This window comes from Micromonospora sp. NPDC005163 (assembly GCF_053599835.1).
Genome location: NZ_JBSFYP010000044.1, coordinates 38509 through 55994, shown reverse-complemented (window position 1 = coordinate 55994; position 17486 = coordinate 38509). Strand labels below are relative to the sequence as shown.

Below are 17486 nucleotides of genomic sequence, written 5' to 3'. Positions count from 1 at the left end.
GTCCATCTCGTTGTTGCGAGATTGCGATCCGCTAGTGATGGCACCGACCTCCGGTCTGGTTGGTCCATCGGCATTGACGCCCTTCATGCACCCAACATATGTCGGACAGCCAGAACGCGTGGGCTCGAAGCAGCCAACCGAGCAGCCAAGCCTGCAAGTCGTGGCGGGCACTGGCGGACGTCAGAAGAAGCTCGACAAGGACCGGGGCCACGCCGACAAGCAGGCCGCGGCGGACTCGTAATGCGTGGGTCGAGATGACAGCAACGAGCCGAACCCCAATGGCCACAGTCAGGAGCCGACCGTCAAGGCAGAGGTGGCGCGGGCACGGTCACCGCTCAGGCCGTGCCCTCTTTTATCCTTCGCGGATGCGCTGACGGAAGAGGTTTGCGCTGGCGGTGGCGAAGGCCTCGGCGGCCAGCTTCGCTCGTTCGTAGAGGGCGTCGAGCTCGCCGGCGTCGATATTTTTTCGCCTCCAATACGCGCCGAGAGCCTTGCCAGACGAGTTCAGCTCGTCTAGAGCCCGAAGTACATGCTGATCACCGCACAGGATGCGCAGGCGTGCTGCGGCTAGCCGGAACTGGCCGAGGTCCCAGCCGTCCACGCGTCCGGGAAGTCCTAGCTCTCGTTCCTCCCACAACCGGTTCCGAAAATCCTCGGACAGTGCCAGGACCTGAGAGCACTGCTCGAGGAGGAGTTCGGCCAGCCGAGCGTTGCTCTCACCTCGCTTAGTTATGTGTTGCCCAAAGATCGCAATCCCAGCACCTGCAACGGCCGCGACTAGCGTCACCCACGCATCCACGTCGTCAGTCTCGCTGTGCGCGTCAACATCTACCGGAGGCCGCGAGCTAGCTGGCGCCGGCACGGTGGCCCGTTGCCGCCCGTTGTGGTCGAGAAGCGCCTGCGCCGCGCGAGTCGGTAGCGGTGGGCTCTCCGTGCGTCGTGCTCTGCCGCAGCCAACCGACGCCACCCGGCGCTAGCTTCGGAGCCCAGCTGCCGCGGTTGCTCGATGCTCACGAAGCAGCAAGGAGGCAGCGAACGGCCCGCCTGCCATCGACGCCTAACGACAGCAGGCGGGGTGGTGGCCAAGCCGAGGGGCACGGGACGACAGCCAATGGCAGGAGAAGGTGCGCCGCAACGGCGTTCGGGACGAAGTGTGCAACGGCGTGCGCGGTTAGCGGCCTCGACCGGGCTGTCTAGCCGGACCCCCGGCATGGTGCTGTTGATCGACCCCGATGCACGCCACCACCGCGAACGGGTCAGCAGTCAGGAACAGTTGGAAGTAGTACGGAGGATCGGTCTGCCTGACGCCTGCGATCTGCAACAGCTCGTCCTCTAGGGCGCCGAGGGTCATGACGGCCTCAGCGAAACCCACGGTGGGGATGCCAGCTTCCCGGGTGTGTCGCTCGCGCCTCTTGTAGATCCCTGCGAAGTGACGCGCAGGCAGAAGCCCGTCCCACAATGTGAAGGATGCCCCACGCTCTAGTGCCTGCCGGCAGGCCGCGAAGGATGCTGTCTGGCCGCCGAGCAGGGAGATCAGCTGTCCGCGTTCCACTCCGCGACCGTACAGCTCAGCAGTCATCCCCACGGCGCACGAGTCAGCAGGGAGTCAGCGAACGGTGCGATTCCGGCCGACACCAAAGATCACAGCCGGCGAGACGCCGAGAGCAGGACCACAGGGAACGACACCAGCCGACACTGAACGACAATGCCAACCAGGCTCCCCCCGACGGGGGTCATGAACGACGGGTCGGAGACGCCCGAGCCGACTAGATGCCGTTGCGGCGGGTCACCACAGCTCATCGAGGGCCGCGATCTGCTTGCGGAGGGTTCGGGCGTCCTGCGGCGGCAGGACGGCAACGGCGACGTCCAGGATCCAGCGCAACTCGGGCGGGTTCGGACAGCACTCCATCACTCCGCAGCCGGCATTCGGGTCCCACAAGCGATGCCAGGGGTGGCGCATGAACCATGACCAGGTCCGCAGTGCATCAGACACGGCCTGGTTCCAGAGGCGGGTGCGTTCGAGGTAGGCGATGGCTTTCAAGCCGCGGGCCGAGAGCCCGGGGATGACGGAGGTTGACTCGTCAAGCGGTCGCCGGTAGATGGAGTCGGCACGCAGTTGTGCGGGGCGCCTACGCGGCATTGCCCTTTCGTGGAGTCGACATGCCGATCATCGTTGCACACCCGCGTTCGGCTCACCTTCCGGGACAACTACGCGTGAGCCCTCAAGATCAGGCCGTCTCCAGGCCGTCTGAGGTGAACCAGCAGTGCCCACCGATGACCCTCGATGACGCGTCCCGGCCCAGGTCACAGGACGTCTCGTCCGGTTTGATCGACTACGCCTCGGCCCGCGATCAATACCGCTGGAAGTAGAGGCGGCGGGGCCGGCCTGGTCCCCGCCGAGTGCCATATCGATGGCCCGCCGGGTGCGATCTTCGCTGGCCGGCAGTTGACGAGATGGCCGGACGGGAGCGACCGGCCTGAGCGGCGAGCCGTTTCGTGGTTTGCCTTGACGACGGCAACGGTAAGTCGTAGCTTTCGTTCGTGGCCACTTACGGAATGCACCCGGGCTGGGAGGCGCTGGGTGATCCCAGCAGGCTCGCCATCGTTCAGCGCCTAGCCGAGCGACCACGCGCCGTGGGGGAGTTGGCAGATGAGCTGCCGATCAGTCGGCCAGCCGTGTCGCAGCACCTCAAGGTGCTCAAGAGCGCGGGCCTGGTCGTTGACCAGGCGGTGGGCACCCGCCGCGTCTACCGGCTCAGTCCGGTTGGGTTGGTCGCTCTACGGGACCAGCTCGACACATTCTGGCGACGGGCGCTGGACGGGTATCAGGACGTCGTTGAAGAGACCGAGGAGAGTTCATGACGCAAGCAGCTACGGCGGTGGTCCGCCGACAGATCGTCGTCAACGCGCCGATCGAGCAGGCCTTCACCGTATTCACCGAGCGGTTCGGCGACTTCAAGCCGCGCGAACACAATCTGCTCCAGGTCCCGATCGCCGAGACCGTGTTCGAGCCCCGGGTTGGCGGGCACATCTACGACCGGGGTGCCGACGGAAGCGAATGCCGGTGGGCGCGCATTCTCGCGTACGAGCCGCCGACCCGGGTCGTCTTCAGCTGGGACATCGGACCGACCTGGCAGGTCGAAACCGATCCGGACCTCACCAGCGAGGTCGAAGTCATATTCGTCGTCGAGACGCCAGCTCAGACCCGGATCGAGCTGGAACACCGGCACCTTGACCGGCACGGCCCTGGCTGGGAGTCGGTCCGAGATGGGGTCGACAGCGACACCGGGTGGCCCCTTTACCTCGGCCGGTATCTCTCCCTCTTTGGTGGCGACAGCTAACGGCCCGACCAAGCCGCCGTAGGAGTACAGCAGGGAAGTGCAGCAGCCGACGGAAGCGGGCCGAGCCGGTAGGGACGTGGCTCGGCCCGCCGACCGCGCACCGGACCTCAAGCGGCCCGCCTTGCCGGCAGTTCACACCGAGAAAATCGAATCCACCAAGATCATGCCGTTTCCGGGCCGTCGGGGGACCGCTGTCTACCAGGCGATCGATGATTGACCGCGGGGCCGATGGTCCGGCGGAGAATGCTCCAGCGGACCACCGGACCGCCCGTCAGATGGGATAGGTGCGGGCGACCGCCAGCATCTCGGAGCTGTGCGAGCCGACGATGCCGACGGCCGGTGGCCGGGGGCGGAAGCCGGGCAGCGCGTCCAGCCCGTCACTGGCGTCCATCGCCCGCACCGCAACCTGCCCGGCGATCGGTCGCAGGGTCAGCGTGACCTCGATCCCTTCCGCCGGTGGGGCGTGGAAGACCAGCCCGAAGCCCCATCGGCCGTCCCGGGGCTCCACCGGCACCGACCGGCCGGCCACCTCGGCCCGCAGCACGGTGGCGGTCGACGTGTCGACGTGCAGGGTGGCGAGCCGGACCTCCCGCTGCGGGGTGAGCCGCAGCCGGAGCGTGCGTTCCCCACCCGAGCCGGAGTCGGCGAGCACCTCCAGCTTCGGCGCCGGCAGGTTCGCCGGCTGCGCCGGGCCGGTCCGTAGCTCACCGTCGCCGAGGCCGGGGAAGTCGTCGCCGACGTCGGTCACCCCGTCCACGTAGCCATCCGTCCACGGCTGCGGGTCGGTCTCATGGCTCAGCCAGCGGGCCTGGCCGGTGCCGGCGTCCATTGCGTACATCAGGTGGGTGGGCGCGGGGTGGGCGGCGTCGAACCGGTCGACGGCCAGCCCGACCCCGGCGAGCACCACGGCCGCCAGGGCGGCGGCTCCGGCCGGCAGGATCGCGAGCCGCCGGGCCCGCAGCGCGACCAGCCCGCGCTGGCCGCCGGCCTGCGGGTGCAGCAGGTCGACCACCGGAAGCGCGGTCAGGCCGAGCAGCACCGCGACCAGCGCGGCCACCCCACCCATCGCCATTCCCAGCGCGGGAAAGAGCAGCACCACGGTGGGCAGCAGGATGACCACGCCGACCGCCGCGGCGGCGGTCACCGCCACCACCGGCCACGGCCCGGTCTGCCGGGTGCGCAGCGCGAGCAGGCCGCCGAGGGCGCCGGCGAGCGCCGGCAGGGTGGTGAGGTACGCCCCGCCGGGCACCGCCACGGCGAGCAGCACCCCGAGCAGGGCCAGCCAGGCCAGCCCGCCGACGGCGAGCGCGGCCGGTCCGATCCGGCGGCGGGTCAGCGCGTACCAGGTGAACAGGATGGCGGCGGCGAGGGCCAGCACGGCCAGCCGGTACCAGGTCGGCCGGTAGGGGTCGAGCAGTTCGGCGTACCCCGGTCGGATCGCGGTGATCGCCATCCAGAGCAGTTGCGCGGCCACCGGCGCGGCCACGATCGGCACCAGGGCCAGCCCGAAGCCGGCGGCGAGCCGACCGGTGGTGGCCCGGCCCCGTCGCCGGGTCAGCCAGCCCAGCGCGGCCACCGCGAGCACCGCGAGCAGTGCCAGCGGCAGGGTGAGCCAGCCGGGGTAGCGGACCAGCCCGCCGGGGACCGGGAAGTAGGTGGCGTCGTGCCCGGAGCGCAGGTCGGTCAGGTCGGTGCGACCGAACTCCCGGGCCAGGCCCAGCGCGTTGTCCCCGTGCTGCTGGAGACTGCCGCGGTCCATGGCCGCCGGGGTGTCCAGCGGTGTGTGGTAGATCGCGCCGCCGTCGATGTACGCCGAATTCAGCCCGACGAACTTCCGGTCCAGGAAGGCGGTGAAGTCGGTGTCGTTGGGCAGCGCGCGGTAGATCTCCACGGCGAAGGAGGTGCCGACCGGGTGCGGGGCGGCCCGGCCGAAGACGTCCACCAGCTTCGCGTTGTTCCGGGACGTCTCGAACATGATCACCGGCCCGGTGGAGCCACGCGCCTCCAGGTTGAGCACCACCCCACCGTCGGCCGCCAGCGGGTGGCTGGCGGCGAACGCGGACGCGCCGCAGAGGCAGGCCTCCTCGGCGTCGGTCAGCACGAAGACGATGTCGTTGCGCGGCCGGGGGCCGGCAGCCAGCGCCCGGGCCACCTCCAGGATCGCCGAGGTGCCGGCGGCGTCGTCGTTGCCGCCCGGGCCCGTCTGCACCGAGTCGTAGTGGGCGACGAGGAAGACCCGGCCGGTCGGGTCGGTGCCGGGCATTCGGGCCACCACGTTGCGGACCCGGGCCAGGGTGGCCCCGCCCGCGGCCCCGCTGAGCTGGCCGGCTTCCGGTGCGACCGTGTCCTGCACCCCGGTCTCCAGGCCCAGACCGCGTAGCTGCTGCTCGATGTGCGCGCGAACCTGGTCGTTGGCCGGGCTGCCGGCGACGTGCGACCGGGCTGCGATGACCTGGACGTCCTCGTACGCCCGGGTGGCGCTGAACTCGTCGGAGGGCGCGTCGGCCGGCGTCGGGGCCGGGGTGCGCAGGTCGAGCAGGCTGCCGGCGCCGACGGCGACCAGCGCGACGAGGGCGGCCGCGACGGCCGTGAGCCGCCGGCGGGGCCGGGCCAGCGCGCGGTCGGCGGCCGGTACGCCCGGACCCGGGCGAACCGGCATGCCCGTCGTGGCGGGGGTGGGGGGTGCGCCCACGGGAACTCCTCGGGGTGGTGGTGCCTGGGGTGGCACCATCCTGCCCTCCGGCAGCCCCGGGTGGGACGGCCGGTCGGGTAGTCGTCGGGTGGGACGGCCGGACGCTCGAGTGTCCACCGTGCCCGGTTTGTCCTTCGGCGGGGCAGTGAGGCGGCCCATCCCCGGCCGCGCCGAAGCCGTCGTGTTGTGTGCGACCGTTGTCTAATACAGGATCAGCAGGGCACTCGGAAGGAGCCCGACATCACCAGCGATCTCCCGCGTCTCGCGGCGGTGACCCGGCCGCACCGGGGAGGCGGCATGGCCGGTTCCCCCGTTGTGCCGTACCCGCACGGCGGCTTGGCGCGGCACGCCAACCTACCGCCCGGTGAGCGGTTGCGGGTGCTGCTGGTGGAGGACGACGAGGGCGACGCCTTCCTGGTCGGCGAGCTGCTGGCCGAAACGAACTCGATGATCGACCTGCTGGTCGCCAGCAGCCTCAGTGAGGCGCGGCAGCGGATGATCGGCGTCGACTGTGTCCTGCTCGACCTGGGCCTGCCGGACGCGCAGGGCCTGGACGGCCTGCGTCAGGTGCTGGAGATGTCCAGTGGCGCCGCGGTCTGTGTGCTGACCGGCCGCTCAGACGAGCACCTGGGCATCGTGGCGGTCGCCGAGGGTGCGCAGGACTACCTGGTCAAGGGCCAGGTGGACGGGGTGCTGCTGACCCGGGCGCTGCGCTACGCGGTGGAGCGCAAGCGCGCCGACGTGAACGCCCGCCGGCTGCGCGAGGTCGAGCTGCGTCAGGCCGAGTCGGCTCGGCTCGAACGCGGCCTGCTGCCCCAGCCACTGATGTCCACCGACGAGGTGGCTGTGCACACCTTCTACCGGCCGGGCCGGCACGCCGCGCTGATCGGCGGGGACTTCTTCGACGTGGTGCAGACCCGTCCGGACCGCCTCGACCTGATCGTCGGGGATGTCTGCGGGCACGGCGTGGACGAGGCCGCGCTCGGCGTGGAGCTGCGGGTGGCCTGGCGGGCCCTGGTGCTGGCCAAGGTGCCGGACGACGAGGTGCTGCCGGCGCTGGAGCAGGTGCTGATGAGCGAGCGCCGCCTCCAGGAGATCTTCGCGACGGTGGCCACCACCCGACTCGACCTGGACGCCAACCGGGCGACCGTCCGGCTCGCCGGGCACCCGCCGCCGCTGCTGCTCGCGAACGGGCGGGTCGCCCCGGTGCCCGCGCCCGGGGGCCTGCTGCTGGGCGTACGACCGCGCCGCCCGATCGCCTATGACCTGGAGTTCGACACCGATGACTGGTCCCTGCTGATGTACACCGACGGCCTGATCGAGGGGCGGGTGGGCGAGGGCAACGAGCGGCTCGACGTGCCGGGCCTGAGCGGGCTGCTCGACGAGCCGGCCAACCGTGACGTGTCCCTGCCCGAACTGCCGGCGTGGCTGGTCGGCCGGGCCGAGCAGATCAACGGTGGCCCCCTCGCTGACGACGTGGCCATGCTGCTGGTCAGCCGTGGCGGTGGCCGGTGACGCCGGTGGTCGGCGGCTGGAGTCTGCGCCGCCGGGTCATCACCCTGCTCACCGTCGTGGGCGTGCTGTTGATCGGCCTGGCCGGGGCGGAGGCGGCGATGGCCGCGCGCAACCGCACCCAGATCGACGCCATCCTGAACGAGACCGGCCCGCTGCGGGTGCAGGCGCAGGAGTTGCTCAACGCGGTGCTCGACCAGGAGACGGCGGTTCGCGGGTACGCCGTCAGCGGTGATCCGAACGACCTGGGCCCGTACCACGCGGGGCTCGACCAGGAGCAGAAGGTCGTCGCCGCGATGCAGGCCCTGCTCGACAACTACCCGCAGATCGGCCAGGAACTGCGGATCGTCGAGGAGCGGGCCGAGCAGTGGCGGCAGTCGGTGGCGTTGCCGGTGATCAGCACCACCGAGCAGAGCGGCACCAGCGCCGGTCAGGCGTTGGTCACCGAACGGGCCCGGCAGCAGTTCGACGAGGTCCGGTCGGCGATCGACGACCTCCAGCGGGAGATACTGGCGGCCCGGGAACAGTCCGCGTCTGACGTACGCAGCAGCAGCAACCTGCTGGTCGCGCTCTTGATCATTGCCGCGTTGGTGGTGGTAGTCGCCGGCGCGGTGCTGCTGCTCTCGCTGGACCGGATGGTGATCCGGCCGCTGATCGGGCTCGCCGACCAGGTCCGCGAGGTCGCCGAGGGCGACTACCAGCACGGCATCGCCACCACCGGCCCGCCGGAGTTCGTCCAACTCGGCGCGGGTGTGGACGCGATGCGCCAGAAGATCGCCTCCGACCTGGCCGAGGTGCGGGAGGCCCGCGAGCGCATCGAGTGGGTCAACAGTCAGCTGCAGAAGCAGGCCGAGGAGCTGACCCGGTCCAATCGCGACCTGGAGCAGTTCGCGTACGTGGCCTCGCACGACCTTCAGGAGCCGCTGCGCAAGGTCGCCAGCTTCTGCCAGCTGCTCCAGCGCCGCTACGCCGGTCAGCTCGACGAGCGGGCCGACCAGTACATCGCCTTCGCGGTGGACGGCGCGCAGCGGATGCAGCGGCTGATCAACGACCTGCTCGCGTTCTCCCGGATCGGGCGGCTCACCAACGGCTTCGTCGAGGTCGACCTGAACAAGGTGATGGGCGACGTGGCCGGTCAGACCGAGGCCGCCCGGCAGTACGCCGACGCCGAGCTGACCTGGACCGAGCTGCCGGTGATCCGGGGCGAGGAGCCGCTGCTCACCAACCTGCTGGCCAACCTGGTCAGCAACTCGATCAAGTTCCGCCGCCCGGACGTGCCGCCGAAGGTGCACATTTCGACCCGGCTGGTCGGCTCCGAGTGGGAGATCAGCTGCCAGGACAACGGCATCGGGATCGAGCCGGAGTTCGCCGACAAGATCTTCGTGATCTTCCAGCGGCTGCACTCGAAGGACGCGTACCCGGGCACCGGCATCGGCTTGGCCATCGTCAAGAAGATCGTCGAATATCACGGCGGCCGGGTCTGGGTGGACACGGACGTACCGGAGGGCACGGCGATCCGGTTCACCCTGCCGGCGCTGCCCGAGGACGTCGAGCCGGCGGCAGCCGCCGCGGAGTCGCCGGAACCGCCGCAGGCGCCCGCGGCGGGTGTCGCGACCGGCGACGCCGTGCCCTCGAACGAGGCGCCGGCAACCTCCGCGGACCAGTCCGCCGGGGCGGACCGGCCGGACCGGGCCGACGGATCCCCGGAAGGCGGTAGAACGGGTGACATGAGGGAGACGGTGGGATGACCGCGCCGGCGGACGGCAAGAGCCCGATCGAGGTCCTGCTCGTGGAGGACGATCCGGGTGACGTGTTGATGACCCAGGAGGCGTTCGAGGAGCACAAGCTCCGCAACCGGCTGACCGTCGTGTCCGACGGCGCCGAGGCGCTCGCCTACCTGCGGCAGGAGGGCCAGTACGCCGAGGCCGTGACGCCCGACCTGATCCTGCTCGACCTCAACCTGCCCCGCCGCGACGGCCGGGAGGTGCTGGAAGAGATCAAGAAGGACGAGGAGCTGCGTCGGATCCCGGTCGTGGTGCTCACCACCTCGCAGGCCGACGAGGACATCCTGCGCAGCTACCAGCTGCACGCCAACGCCTACGTGACCAAGCCGGTGGACTTCGAGCGCTTCATCTCGGTGGTCCGGCAGATCGACGAGTTCTTCGTCAGCGTGGTCAAGCTGCCGCCGCGTGGCTGACGGCCTGCTCGACGACGTCGGTGACCTGCTCCGGGAGGCCGCCGACCAGATCGTGCTGCCGCTGTTCCGCAAGCTGGACGAGGCCGACGTGTCGGAGAAGGCGCCCGGCGAGATCGTCACCGTCGCGGACCGCCGCGCCGAGGAGCTGATCTCCGCGGGGCTGCGCCGGCTGCGGCCCGGCTCGATGGTGGTCGGCGAGGAGGGCGTCGCCGACGATCCGGGGTTGCTGCGGCACCTGCGCGACGGCGGGGACGTCTGGTTGGTCGACCCGATCGACGGCACCGCCAACTTCGCCGCCGGTCGCCGGCCGTTCGCCCTGATGGTGGCGTTGCTGACCGACGGGCGGCCGGCCGCCGGCTGGATCCTGGACCCGCTGGCCGGGATCCTGGCCAGCGGTCGGGCCGACGACGGCACCCTGCTCAACGGCCGGCCGGTGGGCGACACCGGTGCCGGGCCGCGCATGGGCGAGCTGCGTGGCGCCGCGATGACCCGGTTCCTGCCACCGGAGACCCGGGACCGGGTCCGTGCCGGTGGCCGGCGGCTCGGCGAGCTGCTGCCCGGCCAGCACTGCGCCGGCCGGGAGTACCTGGACATCCTCACCGGTGAGCAGCAGTTCGTCCTCTTCTGGCGCACCCTGCCGTGGGACCACGGCCCTGGCACCCTGCTGGTCCGTGCGGCCGGCGGCGTCGCCCGCCGGTTCGACGGGGTCGACTATCACCCGGCCGACGAGGGTCACGGCCTGCTCGTCGCGGCCAACGAGCAGGTCTGGGCCGAGGTGCACGACGCCCTGCTCGGCACCTGATCCGCGCACTCCGCGACGGTGGTGGCACGTTGCGTCGACACCGGAGCCGCCCAGCCGTCACGGGACTGGTCACCGGCGTGGCTTCCGGTATCGTGACCGGCGGTCTCCGCCAGCAGGCCGCCGACCGGCGCCGGCGGGGACGCCGCCGCGCAGTGGTTCACCGGGGGCCGGCGGTCGACGGAAGGACGCTTTCGTGCCCAGGATCAGGCTCAGCCAGCGACGCGGTCGCCGCGTGCTGCTCACTCTCGTCGCCGCCGCCGCGCTGGTGCTCGCCGGTGGCGCGGTGCCCGCGTACGCGGAGCCCGGCGAGGGCGGCAGCAAGAAGCTGCGGGACGCGCTGGAGCTGACCGCCAAGGGTCACATCGAGGCGAAGGCCAAGCTGGACAACTCCAAGCGTCGGCAGACGGCGCTCACCGGCGAGCTGAAGAGCGTCGAGGGCCGGCTGGTCGAGCTCACCGCCCAGGTCGGCGAGGTGGCCGCGCAGTCGTACCGCGCGGGCCGGCTCACCCCGGTGACGATGCTGCTCAACTCCGCCGACCCGCAGGCGTTCCTGCAACGCGCGGCCGACCTCGATCTGATGGCCCAGCGGGACGGCAAGCGGCTCCGCACGCTGACCGACGCCCGGCAGCAGGCGCAGCAGGCGAAGGTCGCCATCGACACGGAGGTCCGCGAGCAGCGGAAGCAGCTCGCCGTGATGGCGAAGAAGAAGAAGGAAGCCGAGGCGGCGCTCGCCGAGGTCAGCTCGGGCAGCAGCAACGGCTTCAGCGGCGGCAGCTCCGCCTCGGCCAAGCCGGCGCCGCGCAACTCGGACGGATCCTGGCCGTCAGAGTCCTGCTCGGTGGATGACCCGACCACGTCCGGGTGCATCACCCCGCGCACTCTCAACGCGCTCAAGCAGACCCAGGCGGCCGGCTACAAGCGGCACGTCTCCTGCCACCGCAGCGGCGGCGGCGGCGAGCACCCGAAGGGGCGGGCCTGCGACTTCGCGGCCGCCACGAATGGCTTCGAGGACCGCAACGCGACCGGCGGCGACAAGGCGTACGGGGACAGCCTGGCCGCCTGGCACGTGCGCAACGCCGATCGTCTGGGTGTGCTCTACGTGATCTGGTACAGGCAGATCTGGCATCCCGGCACCGGGTGGCGCTCGTACAGCGGCAGCGGCAGTCCGGCCGCCAGCCACACGAACCATGTTCATCTCTCGATGTACTGACCCGCGGCACCAGCTTGGCTGCGTACCATCGCGACGATGAGCTCCCCACCGTCCGATGTAGCGGCCCCGCCGGCTTCCTCGGCCCCGTCCGTGCCGGTCACCGGCCGGGCGCTGCCCAACGGCCTGGCCGCCTTCCTGGTCTTCTTCTCCAGCGGCGCCGTGCTGGTGCTGGAGACGGTCGCGCTGCGCCTGGTCGGCCCGTACGTCGGGGTGACCCTCCAGGTGACCAGTTCGGTGATCGGCATCGCGCTGGCCGCGATCGCGTACGGGGCGTGGTCCGGCGGCTGGCTGGCCGACCGGCGCGACCCGCGGGGCCTGCTGGCGCCGGCGCTGGTGCTGGCCGGCATCGCCACCGCGGTCACCCTGCCCGTGGTCCGGTACGCCGGTGAGGTGCTGCGCGGCGGTGCCGCCAGCGCCATCCTGCTGCTGGTGGCGCTGGCCGTGTTCGTGCCGGCGGCGCTGCTCGCCGCGGTCACCCCGCTGGTCGTGAAGCTCCAGCTCGCCGACCTGCGTCGGACCGGCCAGGTGGTCGGCCGGCTCTCCGGGATCGGCACCCTGGGCGGCATCACCGCCACCCTGCTCACCGGCTTCGTGCTGGTCGCCGCGCTGCCCAGCACGGTGATCCTGCTGGCGCTGGCGGTGGCGCTCGGGCTGGCCGGCATCGGCCTCGGCTGGTACCTGCGCCGGCAGTCGCGCACCGAGCTGCCCGGTCCGGCCAGGACCCGGGCCGCGCTGGCGGTGCTCGGCCTGGTCGGGGCGGGGCTGACCACCGTCGCGCCGAACCCGTGCGACATCGAGACGGCGTACCACTGCGCCCGGGTGACGTCGGACCCGGACCGGCCCAGCGGGCGGACGCTGCTGCTCAACTCGGCCCAGCACTCGTACGTGGACCTGGCCGACCCGAAGCACCTGGAGTACGCGTACACCAAGTGGATCGGCGCCGTCGCGGACGTGGCCGCGCCCGCCGGGCAGCGGCTGGACGCGCTGCACCTGGGCGGTGGCGGGTTCACCGTGCCGCGCTACCTGACCGCCACCCGGCCGGGCACCGACAACGTGGTGTTCGAGATCGACGGCGGGCTGGTCGAGCTGGGCGAGCGGGAGCTGGGCGTACGCCCGGGGCCGGGGCTGCGGGCGGTGGTGGGCGACGCCCGGATGCTGGTCGTCGGCGAGCCGACGGACAGTCGCGACCTGGTGGTCGGTGACGCGTTCGGCCACCTGGTGGTGCCCTGGCACCTGGCCACCCGGGAGATGGTCGCCGAGGTCCGGCGGGTGACCCGCCCCGGCGGGGTGTACGTGCAGAACGTCATCGACTACCCGCCACTGCGGTTCATCCGCGCCGAGCTGGCCACGGTGTCCGCCGAGTTCGCGCACGTCGCGTTGATCGCCCCGCCGGAGGCGCTCGCCGAGGAGCAGGGCGCGAACTTCCTCATCGTCGCCTCCGACGCGCCGCTGCCGCTGGCCGCCGTCCGTGCCCGGTTGGACGAGGTCGACCGGCGGGTCAGCCTGCTCTCCGGCGCGGACCTGACGGACTTCATCGGGGACGCGCTGGTGCTGACCGACGACTACGCCCCGGTGGATCAGCTGCTGGCCACCGCCTGATCGGGTGACATTCCTGACCGATTCCGATACCCGAGGTGTAGCCGGGCCGCACCTGGGCAACAACGGCCACCATGGGCGGTGGGGACCGGAACAGTGCGCAACTCCTCGATGAGCGGTACCGGCTGATCGAGCAGCTCGGCGCGGGCGGCATGTCGGTGGTCTGGCGGGGCTACGACGAGGTGCTCGGCCGGCAGGTCGCGGTGAAGGTGCTCGCCTCCCGGCTGGCCACCGACCGGGCCTTCCGGCACCGCATCCGCATCGAGGCGCAGGCCGCCGCGCGGCTCTGCCACCCGAACATCACCAACGTGTACGACTACGGCGAGTCCGAGCAGGCCGGCCTGACCGTGCCGTACGTGGTGATGGAGCTGGTCGACGGCGGTTCGCTGGCCGGCAGGCTGGGCCGGGAGGGGCGGCTGCCGTGGCGGGAGGCGGTGACCATCGGCGCGGAGGTCAGCTCGGCGCTGGCCACCGCGCACGCCCGGGGTGTGGTACACCGGGACGTCACGCCGGGCAACGTGATGCTCACGTCGACCGGGGTCAAGGTGGTCGACTTCGGTATCTCCGCGCTGGTGGGGGAGAGCGAGAAGGGGCCGGACGGGACGCTGCTCGGCACGCCCGCGTACCTCGCCCCCGAGCGACTGGACAACGGTCAGGTCTCCCCGGCCACCGACGTCTACGCCGTCGGGCTGCTGCTCTACCGGATGCTCACCGGCCGGCTGCCCTGGCAGGCCAGCACGACCACGCAGATGCTGCGCGCGCACATGTACAACGACCCCGACCCGATGCCGCAGGTGTCGGAGCTGCCCGACGAGGTGACCGACCTGGTGCGGCGCTGTCTGGCCAAGCAGCCCGGGGAACGACCCGCCACCGCCGAACTGGCCCGGACCCTCGCCGACGCGGCCGGAATGCTGGCGGCGGTGCCGGTCTCGCCGGCCGCCTGGCCAGTGGACCCGGCCGCGCTGGCCAGCGCCGGCACCACGATCCTGCCCTGGTCGGCGGAGACCGACGCGTTGCCGCTGTCGCGCACCCGCAACCGAAGCAGGCGGGCGACCAGGCGTCGGCGGGTTGAGGCCGGGGTGGCCGCCGCCAGCCTGCTCGCGGTCACCGGGGCCCTGTGGGGGCTCACCTCGCGCAGCCCGGCCAACGGCGGGGACCAGCCGCCGACCGAGGCCCGGATGGGTCTGCCGCCGGCGGCGCCCTGCGAGGTGGCGTACGCGCTGCGCGCAGACTCCGGCAAGGACTTCGCCGCCGAGCTGACCCTGACCAACACCGGGGGCAGCGCGCTGCGCGACTGGACGCTGAGCTTCACCTTTCCCGGTCAGCAGACGGTGACGAAGGCGCAGCCGGCCCCGGTGCGCCAGCAGGGCCGCACGGTGCTGATCCGGCCGGCGGCCCAGCGCGGCACGCTCGCGCCCGGCGCGGCCGAGAAACTCACCCTGGCGGGGAAGTACAGCGGGGCGAACCCGCTGCCGGTGGAGTTCCGGCTCGGCGACGCGACCTGCGGGGTACGGGTCTCCGGGGTGGCCGGCAGCACACCGTCCGCCGCCATGCCGAGCAACGCCGCCACGACGAAGGCCCCGCCCAAGGCGGCGACGGTCCGCGGCGGCTCCGGCTCGGGTGGGCCGGGCGGTGCCCCGACGAAGGCGAAGCCGGAGAAGCCCGGCAAGGGCAAGGGGCCGGGTGGTGGTTCGGGAAAAGGGGGAAAGTGACCAAGGGTGAGGGGAGGGGGCACGGCGGCGGGAAGAAGTGAGGCGGTTCAGCGGAGCCCCGCGAACCGTTGCACCTGGTCGATCCCACCCTCCACCACGAGCAGCCCGCCCTGGGGAAGTTCCGTGCTGTCCGACGCGTACTTGAAGCGCTCGCCGGGCAGCTTGGCGCCGATGACCCGGACCCCGTAGCGATCGTCCGGGCGCAGGTCGAGCACGGTGCGCCCGACCAGGGACTCCGGCACGCGAACGGTGGCGATCGCGAAGTCGTCGTCGAACTCGATGAAGTCGAGCAGCCGGCTGACGATCAGGTGTGCCACCCGGTCGCCCGTCTCCGCCTCCGGAAAGATCACGTGGTGCGCGCCCACCGACGAGAGAATCTTGGCGTGCTTCTGCGAGGTCGCCCGGGCCCAGATCTGCGGCAGGCCCAGCTCGGTCAGCGCCAGTACGGTGAGCACGCTCGCCTCCACCGAGGCGCCGATGGCCACCACCGCCCGCCCGAAGCTGGCGACGCCGACCTGCCGCAGCGCCCCGTCCTCGGTCGAGTCGGCCTGGACGACCCGGTCCAGCTGGGCCGACCAGCGCTGTACCCGGTCCGGGTTGCGGTCGATGGCCAGCACCTCGTGGTCCATCTGGGTCAGCGAGCCGGCCAGGTGGCTGCCGAACCGACCCAGCCCGATCACCACGACGCCGCTGCCGTCCGCTCGCCTAGCCGACACCTCGACCCTCCTCGCTGCCAGGGCCCGCGGTAGAGCCCCTGGCCGGCCTGCGGCAGGCCCAGATGACAACCAACCGCGTTGGAGATTCTTCCGGATGAAACACCGGTATCCGGAAGAATCTCCGCCTCCGCTCGACCGGCGACTCTGACACCGGTCCTAGCCGACAATGGGTTGTTCCTGCGGATAGCGGTAGAGCCGGCGTCGGGTGTTCAGTGCGATCGCCGACCCGAGGGTGAGCGGCCCGACCCGGCCGATGAACATCAGGACGGTCAGGGTCAGTTGGCCGCTGGCCGGCAGCTCGCCGGCCAGCCCGACGGTCAGCCCGGTGGTGCTGAACGCGGAGGTGACCTCGAACAGGGCCCCGACGAAGCGGACGCCCTCGGTGATCAGCAGCAGGATCATCGTGCCGGCCGTGACCAGCGCGACGCTGAGCAACGACACCGTGACGGCCTGCCGCTGGCTGGCGTTGGCCACCCGGCGGCGCCCGACCGTCACGTCCGGCTCGCCCCGCAGCTCCGCCCAGATGGTGAACGCCAGCAGGAAGAACGTGGAGACCTTGATCCCGCCGGCCGTGCTGGCGCTGCCGCCGCCGATGAACATGAGCACGATCAGCAGCGGGTAGCTCTCCTCCTGCAGGGCGGTGATGTCCAGGACGCTGAAACCCCCGGTGCGGCTCAACGCGATCTGGGTGAACGACGCGAGCACCTTGCCCCGGACGTCGTACGTGCCGATGGTGCCGACATTGGTCCACTCGGCGGCGAGCAGACCGGCGAAGCCGAGCAGGAGCAGCGCGACACTGCCCCAGATGGTCAGCTTGGTGGCCACCGCCCAGCGCCTCGGTCGGCGCCACTCGCGCGCCGCCTCGAACAGGGCGGGAAACCCGAGCCCACCGACGATCGCGCCGAACGCCAGCGGCAGCGACACCCACGGGTCGCGGTCGAACGCCAGCAGGCCTTCGGAGTAGAGCGCGAAGCCACCGTTGTTGAACGCCTGGATGGCGTGGAAGAGGCCCGACCAGAGGGCTCGCCCGGGTGGATACTCGTAGGCCAGCCAGAGCCGGCCGGCGACCAGCGCGGTCATCACCGCCTCGCAGGCGAAGACGGTGACCGCGATCCGGCGCAGCAGCCGGGCGACGTCACCGATGCCGAACTCCGCCGTCTCGGCCTGCACCAGAAGCCGGTTGCGCAGCCCGAGCTGGCGGGCGACCACCAGGATGACCAGTGCCGCGCCGGTGAGGATGCCGAGGCCGCCGAGCTGGGTGAGCAGGGTTATCACCACCAGTCCTCCGCCGGACCAGTAGTTGGGGGTGTCGGTGACCGCCATGCCGGTGACCGACACGGCCGAGGTGGCGGTGAAGAGCGCGGTGACCAGCGGCGGGCGCTGGTGTTCGACGGTCGCCCAACGCGCCATCAGCAGCCCGGTGCCGAGCAGGATCGGCACCAGAAACCCGAACGGCACCAGCCGCACCGGGTTGCGGAAAAACTGGCGCACCAGACAATCTTCCGTTTTCGCGCCGGGGTGTGAGCGGGAACGCCCATTCCGGAGGGTCCCCTGCCGCCGCTCGGCGGCGCACGCCCGTCCAAGATCGCGCTTGATCCTGGATGTAGTGGTCTCCCGAAACGTCTGACACCACTACATCCACGATCCAGCACGACCTTGAGCGGGAGCGGCTTTGGAGCCGCTGCTGCGACAACCTGCTCGACGGTCG

The 17486-nt window shown here is 71.4% G+C and carries 16 protein-coding genes; 10 read left to right on the top strand and 6 right to left on the bottom strand.

Annotation, left to right across the window (positions count from 1 at the left end; all coding sequences use genetic code 11):
- A partial coding sequence (locus tag ACWD6N_RS25925) for a hypothetical protein (protein ID WP_450005206.1) occupies positions 1–241 on the top strand: 241 nt, incomplete at its 5' end.
- A 111-nt stretch (positions 242–352) separates the two neighbouring features.
- Here ACWD6N_RS25925 and ACWD6N_RS25920 read toward each other — a convergent pair.
- The 3 genes from ACWD6N_RS25920 to ACWD6N_RS25910 all read right to left on the bottom strand — a co-directional run bounded on the left by ACWD6N_RS25920 (position 353) and on the right by ACWD6N_RS25910 (position 2041).
- Positions 353–799 carry a hypothetical protein gene (locus tag ACWD6N_RS25920; RefSeq protein WP_354964872.1) on the bottom strand — a complete coding sequence of 149 codons (447 nt, stop codon included), beginning with the start codon at positions 797–799 and terminating at the stop codon, positions 353–355.
- 372 nt (positions 800–1171) lie between these two features.
- The gene (locus ACWD6N_RS25915; RefSeq protein WP_354964871.1) at positions 1172–1552 is read right to left on the bottom strand and encodes a hypothetical protein; all 381 of its coding nucleotides are present in this window, start codon (positions 1550–1552) and stop codon (positions 1172–1174) included.
- Between the two features lie 234 nt (positions 1553–1786).
- Positions 1787–2041: a hypothetical protein gene (locus ACWD6N_RS25910; RefSeq protein ID WP_354964870.1), complete on the bottom strand. Its 255-nt coding sequence runs from the start codon at positions 2039–2041 to the stop codon at positions 1787–1789.
- Between the two features lie 500 nt (positions 2042–2541).
- On the opposite strand from ACWD6N_RS25910, the gene ACWD6N_RS25905 reads away from it, so the two are divergent.
- Together ACWD6N_RS25905 and ACWD6N_RS25900 are read left to right on the top strand one after the other, a co-directional pair.
- Complete coding sequence (locus tag ACWD6N_RS25905) at positions 2542–2862, top strand: ArsR/SmtB family transcription factor (RefSeq protein ID WP_354964869.1); 321 nt, start codon at positions 2542–2544, stop codon at positions 2860–2862.
- Positions 2859–3341: an SRPBCC family protein gene (locus tag ACWD6N_RS25900; RefSeq protein WP_354964868.1), complete on the top strand. Its 483-nt coding sequence runs from the start codon at positions 2859–2861 to the stop codon at positions 3339–3341. Before ACWD6N_RS25905 ends, ACWD6N_RS25900 begins: the two co-directional genes overlap by 4 nt.
- A gap of 271 nt (positions 3342–3612) precedes the next feature.
- Here the strand turns inward: ACWD6N_RS25900 and ACWD6N_RS25895 are convergent, their stop codons facing one another.
- Positions 3613–6033 carry a M28 family peptidase gene (locus ACWD6N_RS25895; protein ID WP_387324496.1) on the bottom strand — a complete coding sequence of 807 codons (2421 nt, stop codon included), beginning with the start codon at positions 6031–6033 and terminating at the stop codon, positions 3613–3615.
- 297 nt (positions 6034–6330) lie between these two features.
- On the opposite strand from ACWD6N_RS25895, the gene ACWD6N_RS25890 reads away from it, so the two are divergent.
- The 7 genes from ACWD6N_RS25890 to ACWD6N_RS25860 all read left to right on the top strand — a co-directional run bounded on the left by ACWD6N_RS25890 (position 6331) and on the right by ACWD6N_RS25860 (position 15062).
- Complete coding sequence (locus tag ACWD6N_RS25890) at positions 6331–7548, top strand: PP2C family protein-serine/threonine phosphatase (RefSeq protein WP_354964867.1); 1218 nt, start codon at positions 6331–6333, stop codon at positions 7546–7548.
- Entirely contained in the window at positions 7545–9293 is a 1749-nt protein-coding gene (locus ACWD6N_RS25885; protein WP_387324499.1) for a sensor histidine kinase, read from the top strand. The genes ACWD6N_RS25890 and ACWD6N_RS25885 overlap by 4 nt, the downstream gene beginning before the upstream one ends.
- The gene (locus ACWD6N_RS25880) at positions 9290–9742 is read left to right on the top strand and encodes a response regulator (protein ID WP_354964865.1); all 453 of its coding nucleotides are present in this window, start codon (positions 9290–9292) and stop codon (positions 9740–9742) included. The genes ACWD6N_RS25885 and ACWD6N_RS25880 overlap by 4 nt, the downstream gene beginning before the upstream one ends.
- Positions 9735–10544, top strand: a complete 810-nt coding sequence (locus ACWD6N_RS25875; RefSeq protein ID WP_354964864.1) for an inositol monophosphatase family protein — start codon at positions 9735–9737, stop codon at positions 10542–10544. Before ACWD6N_RS25880 ends, ACWD6N_RS25875 begins: the two co-directional genes overlap by 8 nt.
- Before the next feature lie 193 nt (positions 10545–10737).
- Positions 10738–11754: a coiled-coil domain-containing protein gene (locus tag ACWD6N_RS25870; RefSeq protein WP_354964863.1), complete on the top strand. Its 1017-nt coding sequence runs from the start codon at positions 10738–10740 to the stop codon at positions 11752–11754.
- Between the two features lie 36 nt (positions 11755–11790).
- Positions 11791–13353, top strand: a complete 1563-nt coding sequence (locus ACWD6N_RS25865; RefSeq protein WP_354964862.1) for a fused MFS/spermidine synthase — start codon at positions 11791–11793, stop codon at positions 13351–13353.
- A gap of 71 nt (positions 13354–13424) precedes the next feature.
- On the top strand, positions 13425–15062 hold the full coding sequence (locus tag ACWD6N_RS25860; protein WP_387324503.1) for a protein kinase domain-containing protein: 1638 nt from the start codon (positions 13425–13427) through the stop codon (positions 15060–15062).
- 47 nt (positions 15063–15109) lie between these two features.
- Here ACWD6N_RS25860 and ACWD6N_RS25855 read toward each other — a convergent pair whose 3' ends face one another.
- A complete protein-coding gene (locus ACWD6N_RS25855) occupies positions 15110–15778 on the bottom strand; it encodes a potassium channel family protein (RefSeq protein WP_354964860.1) in 669 nt (222 codons plus the stop codon).
- 156 nt (positions 15779–15934) lie between these two features.
- Complete coding sequence (locus ACWD6N_RS25850; RefSeq protein WP_354964859.1) at positions 15935–17269, bottom strand: TrkH family potassium uptake protein; 1335 nt, start codon at positions 17267–17269, stop codon at positions 15935–15937.
- Positions 17270–17486 lie beyond the last annotated feature (217 nt).

Excerpts from the sequence above, each read along its gene's own strand:
- ACWD6N_RS25880 (WP_354964865.1), top strand. The coding sequence starts at position 9,290 with ATGACCGCGCCGGCGGACGGCAAGAGCCCGATCGAGGTCCTGCTCGTG.
- ACWD6N_RS25860 (WP_387324503.1), top strand. The coding sequence starts at position 13,425 with ATGGGCGGTGGGGACCGGAACAGTGCGCAACTCCTCGATGAGCGGTAC.
- ACWD6N_RS25890 (WP_354964867.1), top strand. The coding sequence starts at position 6,331 with ATGGCCGGTTCCCCCGTTGTGCCGTACCCGCACGGCGGCTTGGCGCGG.
- ACWD6N_RS25900 (WP_354964868.1), top strand. The coding sequence starts at position 2,859 with ATGACGCAAGCAGCTACGGCGGTGGTCCGCCGACAGATCGTCGTCAAC.
- ACWD6N_RS25865 (WP_354964862.1), top strand. The coding sequence starts at position 11,791 with ATGAGCTCCCCACCGTCCGATGTAGCGGCCCCGCCGGCTTCCTCGGCC.